Annotated in this window: 9 protein-coding genes and 2 pseudogenes; 4 read left to right on the forward strand and 7 right to left on the reverse strand. The window is 60.8% G+C overall.

Going from position 1 to position 14200, the window contains the following annotated elements; genetic code table 11:
• Window positions 1-116 precede the first annotated feature (116 nt).
• The 4 genes and pseudogenes from HNV26_RS15100 to HNV26_RS15110 form a co-directional block, all read right to left on the reverse strand.
• The gene (locus tag HNV26_RS15100) at window positions 117-1082 is read right to left on the reverse strand and encodes an HNH endonuclease (RefSeq protein ID WP_171443806.1); all 966 of its coding nucleotides are present in this window, start codon (window positions 1080-1082) and stop codon (window positions 117-119) included.
• Between the two features lie 370 nt (window positions 1083-1452).
• Complete coding sequence (locus HNV26_RS15105) at window positions 1453-3444, reverse strand: dynamin family protein (RefSeq protein ID WP_366816877.1); 1992 nt, start codon at window positions 3442-3444, stop codon at window positions 1453-1455.
• A 69-nt stretch (window positions 3445-3513) separates the two neighbouring features.
• Window positions 3514-4455: pseudogene (locus HNV26_RS39305) on the reverse strand (SIR2 family NAD-dependent protein deacylase); the annotation flags it as partial.
• A gap of 69 nt (window positions 4456-4524) precedes the next feature.
• Window positions 4525-5175 (reverse strand): SEC-C domain-containing protein, encoded by a 651-nt coding sequence (locus tag HNV26_RS15110; protein ID WP_171443804.1) that lies wholly within the window; start codon window positions 5173-5175, stop codon window positions 4525-4527.
• 556 nt (window positions 5176-5731) lie between these two features.
• Between HNV26_RS15110 and HNV26_RS15115 the strand changes: the two genes are divergently transcribed.
• The gene (locus HNV26_RS15115; RefSeq protein WP_253816587.1) at window positions 5732-6496 is read left to right on the forward strand and encodes a GIY-YIG nuclease family protein; all 765 of its coding nucleotides are present in this window, start codon (window positions 5732-5734) and stop codon (window positions 6494-6496) included.
• Between the two features lie 443 nt (window positions 6497-6939).
• On the opposite strand, the gene HNV26_RS15120 is transcribed toward HNV26_RS15115, so the two are convergent.
• Together HNV26_RS15120 and HNV26_RS15125 are read right to left on the reverse strand one after the other, a co-directional pair.
• Window positions 6940-8202: a hypothetical protein gene (locus tag HNV26_RS15120; RefSeq protein WP_171443803.1), complete on the reverse strand. Its 1263-nt coding sequence runs from the start codon at window positions 8200-8202 to the stop codon at window positions 6940-6942.
• A 1088-nt stretch (window positions 8203-9290) separates the two neighbouring features.
• Entirely contained in the window at window positions 9291-9467 is a 177-nt protein-coding gene (locus HNV26_RS15125; RefSeq protein ID WP_171443802.1) for a hypothetical protein, read from the reverse strand.
• A 153-nt stretch (window positions 9468-9620) separates the two neighbouring features.
• Here HNV26_RS15125 and HNV26_RS15130 point away from each other — a divergent pair, with 153 nt between their 5' ends.
• Window positions 9621-10412 (forward strand): hypothetical protein, encoded by a 792-nt coding sequence (locus HNV26_RS15130; protein ID WP_171443801.1) that lies wholly within the window; start codon window positions 9621-9623, stop codon window positions 10410-10412.
• Between the two features lie 399 nt (window positions 10413-10811).
• Here HNV26_RS15130 and HNV26_RS15135 read toward each other — a convergent pair.
• Window positions 10812-11135, reverse strand: a pseudogene (locus tag HNV26_RS15135) (hypothetical protein); the annotation flags it as partial.
• 389 nt (window positions 11136-11524) lie between these two features.
• Between HNV26_RS15135 and HNV26_RS15140 the strand changes: the two are divergent.
• On the forward strand, window positions 11525-12397 hold the full coding sequence (locus HNV26_RS15140; RefSeq protein ID WP_171443800.1) for a helix-turn-helix transcriptional regulator: 873 nt from the start codon (window positions 11525-11527) through the stop codon (window positions 12395-12397).
• Window positions 12398-12559: 162 nt separating this feature from the next.
• Window positions 12560-14020, forward strand: a complete 1461-nt coding sequence (locus HNV26_RS15145) for a beta-helix domain-containing protein (RefSeq protein WP_253816589.1) — start codon at window positions 12560-12562, stop codon at window positions 14018-14020.
• Window positions 14021-14200 lie beyond the last annotated feature (180 nt).

The raw sequence follows: 14200 nt of genomic DNA on the forward strand, positions 1-14200 counted from the left end.
AGACAACACCGGCGACACACAGGCTCGCGGTTTTGAATTCCGGCTACGAAGCAAGCAGCCGGACCTGCGCACGCGCAACATTGGCTATAGCCGCCAAGCCAGCGCGCCTTGCTGGTTCACCCTACCCTGAGAAAAATCTCCGTACGGTGAAACTCAAGGTACTTCCTCTGCGCCGGGTTGAATGCCCCCACGTTGGGCCTTTCGGCAACATTCACCCCCATCCTGAGTAAGGCATCCTGGTTGGCCACTGGAGACACCAGAACATGGCCGTTATCTGCAAAGGAGATAAAGCCTCTGTCGAAGAGGCAGTCGATGCTGGGGCTTAAGAGCAGTCCATTATTTCCGTCCAATCGTTCCTGATTGGAACTGTGCCGCCACGGCTTGATGTGGCTCGCGATAAGGAAGCTGGGGATGCTCACTCCAGTGATGCGACAGGCCTTCTCCACCTTCGCCACATTCTCCCGAAAGAGCCCCTGTCCACGGCGGGCCTTCACAAGCGCATCCCGCTCTGTTGTCGACAACTCGGCCTGAGCTCGAACTTGCCCTTCTGCGAGCGCCTCCCATTGACTTCGAGCCTGCTCCACGGGGGATACGACCTCGAGTGAAGCCTCATGACTCGTCGCGGCGATTTGCAAGTCCTTGGCATTGAGCAATGCCACCAGGAGCTCGCCCATTGCGAGAGGAAGCTCCGCTAGATAGACGGACTGCAGGCCATTGCCAGTCTCCGGATGAAGGGGAGAGTAAATAGCGGGCAGTAGCGGCCGGATTTCTTCCAGGTGAGCTTTCGGTGAAAGTGGGTACGCCAGCACTTCGAATTCAACGCTCACCTTATAGCCGATGGCCTCCCACCCCTCGCTGAACCCATCGGGCCGCGGGCAATCGTAGCAATACGACTGAACGACTCCGTATCCCCGAATCGCCCCATCCCAGTATGCGAGCACCACATCCCCCGGCGAGGCCTCCCTCATGTTCTCGTAAAACTGGTTGCGCGCACCGTTGCGCTTCCGCTTCGGCGACCACAGGTACCCGCCGGCGATCTCGTGTCGATGCGTCTGCTTCTGGTTAACCCACCAATATCGCAAACTTCCCCCTCCTACGTCGTTGGCTCTTGGGGCGAGTATAGGGGATGAGATTGAGTCTGAGGGAAGTCCGCAGCTCAAGCGACCTAATTACGGCCCACCAGGCACTGCCCTAGTTAAGGTGACGGACGCGACCAAGCGCAAGCCGGCCTCCTGCTACTCCTCACGAAGCCGGAAGCCCCGCGGTCGACGCCCCCCCCTTCAGACCGCCTGGCACGGCACAACGGGCTGGCCCGCGAGAGTAGCGTGCCAGCCAGGCAGAACCGGCGCACGATCGCCTCTGGCACGGGATGCCTTCTGCTCATGTCATGTAACAACGGGGTCGGGCCGGTCGCCTCCGAGCTGAACTGAGCCAAGTTCCGTAGGAGCTGCATCAGACTACGGTGGGCGGATGAAGGGTGGACACCGCCCTCGACGAGCCAAGCACCTCCTCGAGAACGCGCAGCGCATCCGCAGTCGTCTCTCGCATCTCCGCATGCCATCGTTGCTCGTCAGCGGTAGGTTCACGCATCGTTTCGAGTCGGCGCTCCATGTCGTTTAGGAACGGCCGCATCCGCTGGTGCACTTGCTTCGCAAGTTCGCGGCCGAAAGATTCAATCCCAGCGTCCACTGATTGCTTGAAGGATGTGAAAGCCGCATTCGCATGCTCCTCGATACGCGCTCGTAGAGTAGCAGAACTATCCGCTCGATCTGTAAGAACATCAACAAGCACGGACACTCCGAACCCAACCCCTGCCGCGGCAAGCAAGCCCACAGGATTTGCGAGGGCAAAGAACACCGCCAGGCCGGCGCCTCCGCCAGCAGCAGTCACCTTCAACATGCGTTCACCGTCACCAGAGTCGGGCAGGACGACGGCCTCGCTCCAGTTCCCAAGTGCCCCCAGCGTCGCACGAGCATGCCTTGCCTGAGCGGATAGCCCTGCCTCCTCTCTAAATTCTGAAAGGGTACGCGCCACTGCCTTCTCCGCGCCCTCGCGCAGCGTTGTCACTGACGGAGTTACGTTTTCGATGATGGACCGGCATGCCACAATCAAACGCTCCTGCAGTGCCTGCACCGATTCAGAAACTAGCGGAACCCTGCTCCCGGCCGGCAAGGATTCGATGTACTCCGCAATGGCGTGGAAGTGCTCGCCCCTACGCACCTCGATGAGCGCAGCAGTCCGTTGCCGGAGGGAGTGAAAATTGTGCCGGCAGGTCTCCAAGATTCTTGCTTTGTCCTGCTGGCAGCGTGCAAATGCAGCGAGCAAGCGTTCGCGCTCCCTCCCCTTGGCCCTGCGGGCAGCGATGAGCGCATCAACTTCCTCGTCGGCAACACGAAGAGCGTCGAAGACCCTGAAGAGCCGCCGCAGGCCGACTGCCTCGGTGTTCCAAAGTCGCTCCCAAAGAGCCGCCTCGAAGGTTGAGAACGGCCTTGGAACCGGCCCGCTACGGGCACGCGCCTCCAATACCTCCCGGGTGCTCATGAAAAATGGGCCGTGTACTAATGCTGTGCGGAGCCTGAATCGGTCGAAGCTCTCCAACACGTACAGCTTAGCCTCTTCCTGATCCGCCCTAGAAAGCTTGTCTGCCTTGTTGCAGACGACAAGGACGGGACATTCACGGTCCCTGGCGCGTTCCAGGACTTCCCGTGTTGCATTGTCTATGGTTAAGCCACCACTCTCATAGGACGAGACATCAAGCACCAAGACCAGCGCATGTGCCTCTCCGATCGTCTCCTGCGTCGCAGACCAAATCCGTCCGCTCGGGTCGTCAAATCCCGGGATGTCGACATATTCGACACCAAGATCGAGCACCTGATGCCCAAGACGGACTTCGATGCAATCCACACGTTTCTCGTTCCCTCGATTGTGACGTTGGTCCGCGTAAGGGGCGAGCATGTCGGCTGAGATGGGACCATCGAAAATGAGCGGCGGCCGCCCATTAGGTTGGTATTTGATGGTTGCCGACTCTTTCTCTCCGGGGCCAATTATGATTGGAATGGCAGTCGTAATGACCCGCTCAACGGGACAGATAGAACGCCCCACAAGGGCATTTACCAACGAACTCTTCCCCGCACGGGACCGGCCAGTTATGGCCACCCGGTATAGCTCCTGCTCCAGGACGTGAGATATCTCCTCGCTATGCACGCCAATGCTCTCCCAGCCGAGTTGGCGGGCAAGCGCGCTGAGCCGGGCAACAGCCTCGCGCCCCTTCTGCTGGAGCCGCGAGTATTCTCCGGCCGAAAGAGAGGGACGTGCTAGAGGCAAGACATCCTCCAGTGACGGTACCGTCAGATTCGGATCTGCTTTAGCGCCTTCGAGCCCTGGCGAACGGAGCGATTCGATGAACGCGGGAAGCTCATCATAGGAATCGCCATATGGCACCACGCGCACATGGTGCCCTCTTTCGTTGTGCCATTGCTGTCGGCGCTCTACATCGGCTTTGCGCTCAAGGCGGAAGTGGCGATGCCGCGCGCCCTTGAGAACTACCGCCATCCAGTCAAGGAACTGTTCGAAGTTTGGATCTGCAAGTCCATCACCGCATCCGATGAAGACCAGCGACCAAGCCTCCCCCAACGTGCGCAGGCCAGCCTGAGCCAACTGAGCGCCGAGGATGCGTTCATAGTCCCCACCATCAAGGATGACAGTGTCCGGCTGCCGCCAAAAACCGTGCAGATGCAGAATTGTTTCACATGACTCAACGCGCGCGAAGGCGATTTGGTCCGACTTATCCATCCAGGTAATGGGATGTCGATGAAGCCGGCGTTCAAGGAGGTCGTCGTAGTTCGTCGTGAGAATCGGAGCGTTGAGGCTTCCGATCGCATCAATTAGTTCAAATCGCGTCGCTCTTAGTGTGCCGATTGTGTCTTCAAGCCAGCGCGGCCACTCACTCTGCCGGAGAAGAGAACGGCGTACCTTTGACGCTCCTGCGACAAGGTCATCAAGTCGTCCCGAACTAACATCGGCGAGCGCCCTGTCACGCCAGTCACCCGCTAGCTGACCATCAAGCTCGACGCATCGATCTACACCATGCCTTAGGAGCCCCATCCAGGAGGCGGCCGGAGCATTGTTCGTCGCAGCAACTGACACGCCGGAACCAACGACTAGGACCGCCCGTCGGGCGGCAATCTGCCTCTGAAGATCATTGAGGACTACGCTCGTCATGCATGCCACCATAACTGGACGGCGGCATTGAGTCCTCATTGGTACTTTGGCCCCGACCGATTCCGGCGACTGTGCCTTCCCAACGTTCGGTCGCTGGGTCATGGGGCACCAAGGCCACGCTGCGTAGTGGGTCAAGGCGAGTGAGCGAGGCGCGAAAGGGCTCGACGAGTTCGTGTCCTGGCGAAATGGGTGGGTCAAAATTACCACCAACTCCTCCGCGCCGCACGCGAGCATACGGGGCCGCGGGGTGGTATCTCATCAACCCGACGCGGAACAGGCCGCTCACGTCAACCAAGTCTGGGGTTAATCTGAACGGGGTCCGTGGCACTTCCGGACTTTCTCTCCACTGCCGCACGGGCAACGCACATCAGGACCAGGCAATACCTCCGGGGAATTTAGACTGAAGCGGCGGAGCCGAGCATGCGCCTCAGTGAACTTGATTTGGAACTCCTTGAGCCTCCAGCGGTCGCGATTGCTCCGAAGCTCAACCCCCGCGTCCTCCCCACCATCGTCTACGAAGTGCTTCGCTCTGAATTTTGTGTACTGACCGAATGCGAATATATATCTGTCCACGACTTCGCTAGCCGCGATGGCTCGCTGCCGCGACGGCACCATCTTGCCTCCGTAAGCGTGCCCGGGCGTGTGCACGAACAAAACCCTGGCGCCTCCATCCTCTGGGGGTGTGACGTCGACAAGACCGCCGTCCGGCAGTTTTACAATCGCATGGAATTGCGCCTCAAGAAGGACTCCGGGCCACTCCCAAATCTGCCACCCATAAAGCACTTCTCCGCCGGTCGCAGCAGCGTATTCCCTTGCGTTCATGTAGCAGTCGAGCGCTTGTGCACCCTTTCTTGTCACGACAGACACAAAGGTGGGTTGAGCATTATGCCCTGCCAGTTCTTGGGAAAAGCCAAGGATCGCTGAATTTATGAATTCGGGTGTCTTGAGATTCATGGGAAGTTCGGGTCAGTGAATGGATGCCTTAGGACCACGACCACAAGGATTCGATATCACGGCGAGCGAATCACCGGCTACGGTGTCCGCCACTTCTCTCTACGCCTACTCGGAATCCGACCGCTGATTCATGCGTGCGTCAAGACCTGTCCCTATCCCGAACTCGGTCGCAGCATCATGGGTCCGACACCACCACATTGGGCAGTGCGTCAAGACAAGTGAGTGATGCACTCACGAAGCCATTGCGCTCCTGTGACGGCGAAGCGGGGTCGGAGTCACCCCAGGGCACTGGGCAACCTTGAGGTCCAAGCACCTGACCTCCGCCCGCTCGAACATCCTAGGCTTCGAGGAGATGGCGGAGGCGAGCGGCAGGCCGCGTTGGATACCTACCGGGGCCGGTCGCTCGTCCTGGGCTTCCGGCACGGGGCGCCGAATCGCCGTCCTCGCAGCTGAGGAGGACAACCCCAGCCCACGCGGCACTTCTCTCCTAATCAATGATTCGAACGGGCCTGGCACGTCACGCCGAGCAGACCTGCGTTGGACGGAGACGCGTAGCGTGTGCGAAAATGGCCGCATATTCGAGCTGAACGATGCGCTTGAGCGCCTGCACCTGCCATCTGACCAAACCCTCGTGCTGAGGAACGCCGTCTCCGAACTTGGCGAGGCGCTCTACTGGATTGCGGACGAACGTCCAGATCTCTTCCGCGCCTATCAGCACACTCAAGGGCCTCAGCTCACCAGCGCAATGAAGCGCGCGCAGTACATCGTCTCCTGCATTGGGCATGAGCCCGACCGCGCCGTCTTCGTGGGTGTCTACGAAATCATGGGCGGCCGGCTGATCGATGCGGCTCAGTTCAGCGCGCTTCCGGAGCATCAGGAGCTCGCCCGAAACGGGTACAGGATGCTCACCGCCGCCGACACTGCTTGGGCCTTCGACCTGCAGGCGCGTCCCATCATGGAGACGTGGAAGGGGAAGCTGGTGTTCGGTTGGCCCGGCGGCACACGCAGTTGGTGGCGTTACGCCAGCCAGAACCACTTTCCGATTAAAGCGATGCATGAGGAGAGCATCATCACACGACGAATTCCGCCCTGGAGGGAGGTGGTGCTGACATGGGCGCAGCTTGCTCTGCTTCCCACGTCCTGGCGAACCCATCTGTCTCAGTGGCGCGGGATCTACTTCATTCACGATGAACGCAGACGCCTAGGCTACGTGGGCTCCGCAACCGGGGAGAAAAACTTACTCGGCCGCTGGCTTGACTACGCCGACAACGGCCATGGCGGAAACAAGCTGCTCCGTCAATCACAACCGACCGATCTCTGATTCAGCGTGCTTGATCGCACTTCGCCCGACATGGCGCCGCAGGAGGTGCGCCTCCTTGAGAAGACGTGGAAGCACCGGCTGCACACGCGCGCCCCCTACGGTCTGAACGAGAACTGAGCCGGTTCGGAATCGAAGGTCTGAACGATAGGCGGAGGCGTGAGGTTGCTTCGATCTCGTGGCGCTCCCTCTGTCCACCCGAAATTCGGTCGCTGCGTCATGAGTGCGCCAAGGCCACATTCGGCAATGCGTCATGGCGAGCGAGCGAGGCGCGCACAGGTGTGCCTACCCCAAAACTCGGTCGCTGCGTCATGGGTGCGTTAGCCCGCCATTTTTCAGCGCGTCAATGCCAGTGAGCGAGGCGCGCGAGAGGGCGTCGGCAGCTCTGTGCGTCCGCCGAGGCGACGTCTTCCCTCGCATAGGGGGCATGAGCCATAATATCTTCGCTAGGCGATCTTAAGAACGACCTTGCCGAATGCCGCGAGGTCAGCCCGATAGGCATCCGCAGTCCGCTTAATAAGTGCATTATCTGCGGCCTCAGCCAGCACGCTCACCAAGTCTGCCTCTACGTCAATACCAGCAGCGATTGCTCCGGTGCGCAATGCCGCCTTGAGCATGGAGTCTACGTAGGCACGATCATCCTCTGTCGTTTGCAAGGGGCTAAGGAGCTCGCTCAAGGTGCCGGCACCGGTGAAGCCCTTCTGCCGACGTAGATTCCCGAGAGCATGCTGCACGAGGAGGCGAGCCTTCTGCTCTGCACGATCAACATCTAGGAATGTAGTCTCATCCTGAGACCATAGCTTCAACAGTCCCTGCGCCTCTTGCAGAATGCCCACCCGCTCTCGTGTGAGTTCTCCAATCCTCAGAGTCGCCCTGGTCGGTGCGGCATGATGGACCAGTGTTCGTAGGATGTGCGCGTCCCCAGATAGGCGCACCTCTAGGAGACCGACCTCAACAGAGCGTGCAAGCGAGACAACATCCTCGTCGAGTCCTTGTTCAGTTGGATCCCAATCGATGAAGACGAGCCATGCCTCGTTTGCCCACCGCGAGTTCGCGGCAGCTTCTGCAACTGCGGTAAACAGCTTTGCCCGGTCACGGTCGAGACCGCCTTTAACTTCGATTGACGCAAGAATGCACTCCGGCGATACGTCTACAACTCGAAACGCTTCCGGCTCCAAGGTCGGGTCGAATTCTTGCACGCGAGATAACGGACTCGGGCGCAGCATGAGGATGTCTGGATTTCCCCAACGAACGGTGTCGGTTGCGTTTTCGAGCGAAACAACGCGAGACGAGAAGTGGGCACTAAGAGCGACAGTGAGCGGCAGATGAAGAAATGACTCCCAATGCTGCCGCCCTGTGGAAGTGCCTCCTCCCGCACCAGTTATCGATGGCAATGACGCTGCCGTAACCGCGGTGCCGTTAGTGCCTTGCTTCGTAGGCGCCTGAGTCGCAATGGGGGAGACCAGTTGGTAGCCCCCCCAAGGCCCGCTCGAGGCGATGATCCCGCCATCCTTCGCCCTCGCCGCGTAGTTCGCGAAATTCTGTCCGAGGTCCTCAAGCTCTTCGGGACCAATTCCGAACTTCGCGGCCAGAGTAGCCGCACCCTCGATAAGTTCTCGGGCCTTGAGCGACTTGCCGCCAGCGAGCACCTCCAAGAGCACGTACTCGAATTTCTGCTGGAGCCCAGGATATTTTGGTCCACGCGCCATGGGCGCAAAGATACACCGCAGGCTGTGGCCACTCGACGGGTATCCAAACAAACTTGGCCCCCCAGAACGGCCCACAGTGACCATCGGCTGCGGGCAGGGCAATGCGCGCAAGGCCACCAGTGAGGACTGGAGCTGAACCCAGTGCCACCCGCCCACCCGGCGACCTGGGCCTCAGCGCACTATAGGCACCACGCCAACCACCTTGCCTGACAAACCCTTACTCCCCATGACAAGGGCGGCGAACGCGCCACAAACCGTGCTACATCGAAACAACGGGAATGAAGTTTGCGGACACTCAATCGGACCCCGAATTTTCCCGACTTCGGATAACCCTAGGATTTCTCTCGTGTTTTCCGTCGCAGTCTCTGGAGAGAGCGCCGAGAACGGGTTCGCAGAAGCCTTCATTCGGGGAGCTACTTGAAGGGCCCTACCAACCGGTAGGGCCCTTTTTGTTTAACACGGGCCTCGCGATGACATCGCGGGGCCTTCGTGCTTAAGTCCCTGAATCACAAGGGATTTTGGCTCGCAGTGCTGAGGAGAGCCCTCTCGGTTCGCAACCTCGCAGAGCGCGACGCCCCCTCTTTTTCGCCTCCAATTGGGCTCTCTGGAGCGCTCTTTCGACCGTTTTGGGGAGAGAGAGGCCGAGAGTGGTTAACAGTTTTGTTAACCGCCACGGGCGGCCGATTCCAACAATCCAGGGCTTTCGATGTCGTACCTTCCAGGGTTGCTTCGCTTCCCTTTCTCCAGGACGGCTCGGAGCCATTCGGCGACGGATTGGCCCCTCGTGGCTGTTAACCGAGAGAGCGAAACAAGGCGGGGGCTTACCGGGTACTCGCGATTTCGTCGCGCGGCCCAGCCCCTCCGAGACGGCCCTCAGACTGTCTCGGCAGCGCTTCTCGACCACGACCAGGACAGCCCACTGCCCCGATCTTCCGCTCCTGGCCGCGCGGAGCAGCTCGTTGCGCGGTCGAGCCTCCCAGATGTCGTGAGCCGCCCAGAGCATTCAGCCGACGCTGCACCTCTTCCCCAACCGAGGAGCGTCCTCTGGTCTTGAGAGCGCCCCCAGTCAAACCGATGCAGGCTGGCCCTCATTCAAACTGAAGCGCCACCTCGACCGTCTTCGAGCCCAGAAGCCCCTTCTCTGGGACTACCAGCTTCAGCCCCGTGCCAACCGCAGCCTCCGGCACCTCGAAGGCCGGCATCACCGTGCGCTTCACACCGGGGGTCAGCTCCGACAGCAGGTGGTCCTTTCGGCTTCCACTCATGGCGAGGGCGGTGTTCGCATGAGAAGCATGAACGACCTATCAATCGATGATAATGCAAAGCTTCGACCCGATCGATTGTGGCTCACGCCAAAGCTCGCGGAGGCCATCGGCATCGTCGTGATGATGAAAAGCTAGCTGGGAACAGGAGGCAAGATGGTTACGACAAGCAATGCGATTCCGTGGGCGCCGATCAGGTCCACGCTGACTGACAAGTTCAGCTTTGGCGAAATCAAGCAGATCGTCGGATATGGCAATCTGGACATGTTCCTTCTCGCGCACCTTGAACAAAAGCCACAGAATGGCGTATCGAAGTCCCATCTCCTGAGCGAGATCGACAAACAGGTTGGCGCGATGGATGACAAGCGCCGCAACGCTTTCGTCTCTATCTGTTGCGAAGAGATGATGCGCCGCAAGCCTGATGTCATAGAAGAACTGGATCGAGTGCTGTCCCGTGTTGGCTGGAAATTCTCCGGCACGTCCCTCGTCCCTATCGAGATTTTCGATATTGCGGAACTGGCCGAACTCCCCGAGCTGGCGCATGCGGATATCCAGAAGGCGGCGAGAAGGCTTCGCGATGGTGACTTGAGTGGCGCTCTATCGGCGGCCTGCGGTGCCCTGGATGCCGTGACCAGCGACATATATGGCCGGTATGGCCTGGGTGATGCTGGGAAGGCATCGTTCCAAGAGCGCATCAAGAAATCTATCGACGCCTTAAAGGTGAAAGACAGCTTGGTGCGCGAACTGACCGAAATCGGATGGTCTGACCCCGACCGCAAAATACTCTCCGCAAACATTGATGGCTCATTGAATCAAGCCGCATTCGTGATGCAAAAGCTGCGTTCCGACATGGGCGATGTCCACGGGACGAAGCCCGTCATTAGCGCATTGGTTTATGACTCCATCAAGTGGTCATCCCTGCTGCTGAGAGTCTTGGCGTTCCGTTAACGCGCAGATCAGTTGAGCTGAAGGAAGCAGAGGCAGTGACGGAGCCAAGCGACGAGCTTCGCCTCCAGTTCGGGCACCTCGGCCGCCTTGTGGGCTACAGGCGGCGCAGGCTCGGGCGGCAGTGCTGGCTCCGCTGGAGCGGCATTGCGTCGCGCCGTGGCAGCAGAGGCTTGAGGTGAAGGGGCGGGACTTTCGCCCTGGGATTCACGCTTACAAGCCGACGTCGCGGCCATCATGGCAACGAACGCGGCGGCAAGAACACCAGAATGCAGGGGCAGAAGTCGGAACACTGACTGGCTGGCGCTGTTCAGGATGGCACCATACTCCAGAGCCTACAGGCCGCACCGCGAACTGCGCGCCAGCCGGCCCCCCTGGCGCGCGAGGAGCGGCAGAGCCAGCTCAGGGCCGGTACCGCTCCACCTCTCGGAAGAACTGCGTGAGCGAGTAGTCCAGCAGCGACTGGCGGGACTGCATGTACCGGCGGGCGCGGAGAAAGGGCAGCCAGACGCGCTTTCCAACGCGCACCTGGGACTCCTCCATCTTCGCCCGCAGCACCCACGTCCCGCCCAACCGCCGCACCAGTACGTCCCCTAGATAGGCTCCAAGCGCCGGTGCGGTGTGTCCATCGATGAGCTGCCGCTCGTACCTCTCGGGGAAGTCTTCCCTCCAGAAGAAGAAGTCGAGGTCCGTGAGGGACTCGACCGTCTCGTCCATGATGGAGGGCTGCTCCTCGTCGATTGCCATCGCGCGTCGCTTCATGGTGGCCCGACTCTGTGTCGAAGCACCGGCGCCTTCGCACGCAACGACCTACCGAGCGCCAGCTGATCAACTCGCTAGATGAGGGGACCCTTCAGAGTCGGCATGGCAGCAAGCCCAGGCGCACCTCGACAAGCTAGATCAGGAAACAGACGATTGAGAGCGGTGGGCCAACCGTCAGCGGCTCCGAATCCGCTGGCGGTTCACTCCCCCAAGCGTCCGGCCGAGGTTCGGCTCGCCCCACCAAGGTTCTCCCGGTCATGGGACTAGGGGGACTCACAAATTTGTAGAGTCCTTCGGAGAGTAATAGGGTGCCCCCGTTTCTTTGAACCGAGACTGACGCTCAATTTTTCGTCTTGAATAACGTCCCTATTTCTATCATCAAGGCTGGACTGTACGTCTCTGAACGCCATGGAATCCCTCGCGCGACGCTCCTGGGCAGGCCGTCCGTCGAGGAGCGCGAGCTGACCGGACCGCTTCGTAGAGTTAGTTGGGATTCCTTCTGCGAATTCAATGACCGCATCGAACACGCATGGAGCCCGCTGGGGGGCGTCGAGCAGTTCGCCCTGGCGGTGAACGAGCAAATCCCCGAGATATTGGCGGTGGCCCGAAGGGTCCTTTCGCCTCTTCAGCTCCTCCGGCTGGTAATCTCCGTCGGGAGCTGGGCGCATCCTCGGATAACGGTCCGGAGCAAGCTTCTCGGGCCGGAGCGGCTCCAACTCGAACTTTCGCTGTCGGATGATTGGCGCGATTCGCCTGCGTTCTTCCGCATCAGCGGCGCCTCGCTCGCGAACTCGCCACGGCTCATCGGCCTGCCCCGGGCTCAGGTGGAGATGGAGCTCGTGCCGCGTCGAGCCGTGTATCGGTTCCTGCTCCCGCCCTCTCGAACGGCCTTCGCTCTCGGGAGTGAGATGGCCAGCCATGCCCACCTGCTGATGCTGGAGCGCATCTCCCATCTCCAGGCGGAGGTCAGCGTACTCCTGAGATCGCCGCGAGGCGGGAGCTCCACGGGGGCTCGCAGGCGGTTCCTTGCCTGGCGCGGGGCGCTCACGGCCCGCCAGACCGAGGTCCTGGAATTGGTCGCTCAGGGAATCTCGAACCGGGACATCGCGAACCGCCTACGGTGCGCCGAGCGCACGGTAGAGGTGCACATCACGGACATCCTCAAGAAGTCTGGCAATCAGAGCCGAGCCCAGTTGATCGCCGCGTTCTGGGGGGCGCTGGGCTGAGAGACTTGCGCCTCGTGGAAAACCACTAGCCACCTTCATACGCTCCGCCTGGAAGGTCAGATAGGGCTTGAGTCCCCACGCAGCCCGCACCGATACGGATGCGCGCAATCCTCACCCTTTGGAGGCAGTGCCATGCGCGCTTCTCGTATGCGTTGTTTTCTATTGTCCCTCTTCGTTGCTGGCTGTGGCGCCGACTCTGGCAAGGGAGATGATCCTCCCCCTCCCAGGCCCACGCCTACGGACTCCACCATCACCGTCGCGGGGAGCAAGAATACTCTCGCTGTCAATGAGGTGCTCGTGTTGACCGCGTCGGGGCGGGACAGCAGTGGCCAGCCGGTGGTGCTCGACGACGTCATCTGGAGTTCGAGCGAAGCCTCCGTCGTACGTGTGGAGCGGGACGGGACGGTGACGGGAATGGGAGCTGGGACTGCGACGGTCACCGCCGCGTCGGGGAACAAGAGGGGGAACCTGACGCTAACGGTTCGGGGGGCCATTCACCGACACGGGAGCATCTTGACCAGCGAGACGTGGCGCGAGGTGGACAACCCGCATATCGTCCTTGATGACATTGTCGTTGCGGGGCCCGGCACCCCGGTGCTCACCATCGAGGCGGGGAGCATCATCCGCCTTGAGCATGGCGCATCAATCGAGGTCGGCTACGGCGGTGAGGGCGGGACGCTCCGGGTCCAGGGGACAGCGGAGAAGCCGGTGACTTTCACCACGAATGCCGACTCGCCGGCGCCGGGCCAGTGGCAGGGCGTGTACTTGTTGGAAGGGACCACCTCCAGCAACATCTCCCACGCCGTCGTCGAGTACTGTGGTTCGAATTCGGGCTACGGCGCTGCGAGCGATGCCTGCATCATCGTGAGTGGAAACACCGTGCGCCCCAACTTTCAGGACGTGACGATTCAGCACAGCGCGTCCCAGGGCATCACGTTCATTTACGAAGGTGCCTTTGGCTCGAACTCAAGGGGGCTGACGGTGACGGACGTGGCGACTTCCCCCATCTCCATGGGAGTCAACCAGCTCGGAAGCCTCCCGGGTGACAGCGTCTTCAAGACCAACGGACGCAACGTCATCCGGTCGCCCGGTGGGCAGGTGGACCGCTCGCAGACCTGGGTCAACGTTGGCGTCCCCTACGTCATGGAGGACTCCGTCTATGTCGATGGGGCAACCACTCCGACGCTGACGTTGAGCCCGGGTGTCACGCTGCGCTTCGGTCGCCTGAGCTACTTCGAGATCGGCACGGGAGAGGGTGGCAACCTGCGTGCCGAGGGTACGGCCGAGGCTCCCATCACGCTGACGGCCGACGCGGAGTTCCCCATGTCTGGCCATTGGCAGGGCCTTGCGTTCGGCGAGATGGCGACGGCGGCCAGCAAGCTGACGCAGGCCGTGGTCGAGTACGGTGGCGCGCCCGCGAGCGATGGGCACCCAAACGCGAACGTAAGGGTCATTGTTGACAAGGGGCCCCTCATCACCCAGACCACGCTTCGTCACTCCATGGGGTGCGGAATCACTCGAGCGAAGACCCCCAACTATGACACCTTCACCACGGATTTCACCGCGCCGAGCTTGGGGAACGTATTCTCTGATAACTCGGGCCCCGCGCAGTGCGGCCCTTGAGCCATGATGTGTAAGGTGAGGTGTGGGACCGGATGATGGTCTCCGTCCCTCGCTTGTTGCCGTCACCGCCTTACTGTGGCGGCAACGCATCTGGAGTCTGCTTCGCTCAACTCCTGCCAGGCTTGCTGTTAGCGAGCCGTGGCTGCCCCCGCGAAGAAGGACGTGGGCCGGTAGCGTGGT

Origin of the sequence: Myxococcus xanthus, assembly GCF_013116825.1 — a bacterium.
Taxonomy (GTDB): Bacteria; Myxococcota; Myxococcia; order Myxococcales; family Myxococcaceae; genus Myxococcus; species Myxococcus xanthus_B.

What these genes read in the sequence shown, in the direction of transcription:
- HNV26_RS15110 (WP_171443804.1), bottom strand. Translation starts at nt 5,175, where the DNA reads ATGAATCTCAAGACACCCGAATTCATAAATTCAGCGATCCTTGGCTTT.
- HNV26_RS15120 (WP_171443803.1), bottom strand. Translation starts at nt 8,202, where the DNA reads ATGGCGCGTGGACCAAAATATCCTGGGCTCCAGCAGAAATTCGAGTAC.
- HNV26_RS15125 (WP_171443802.1), bottom strand. Translation starts at nt 9,467, where the DNA reads ATGAGTGGAAGCCGAAAGGACCACCTGCTGTCGGAGCTGACCCCCGGT.
- HNV26_RS15130 (WP_171443801.1), top strand. Translation starts at nt 9,621, where the DNA reads ATGGTTACGACAAGCAATGCGATTCCGTGGGCGCCGATCAGGTCCACG.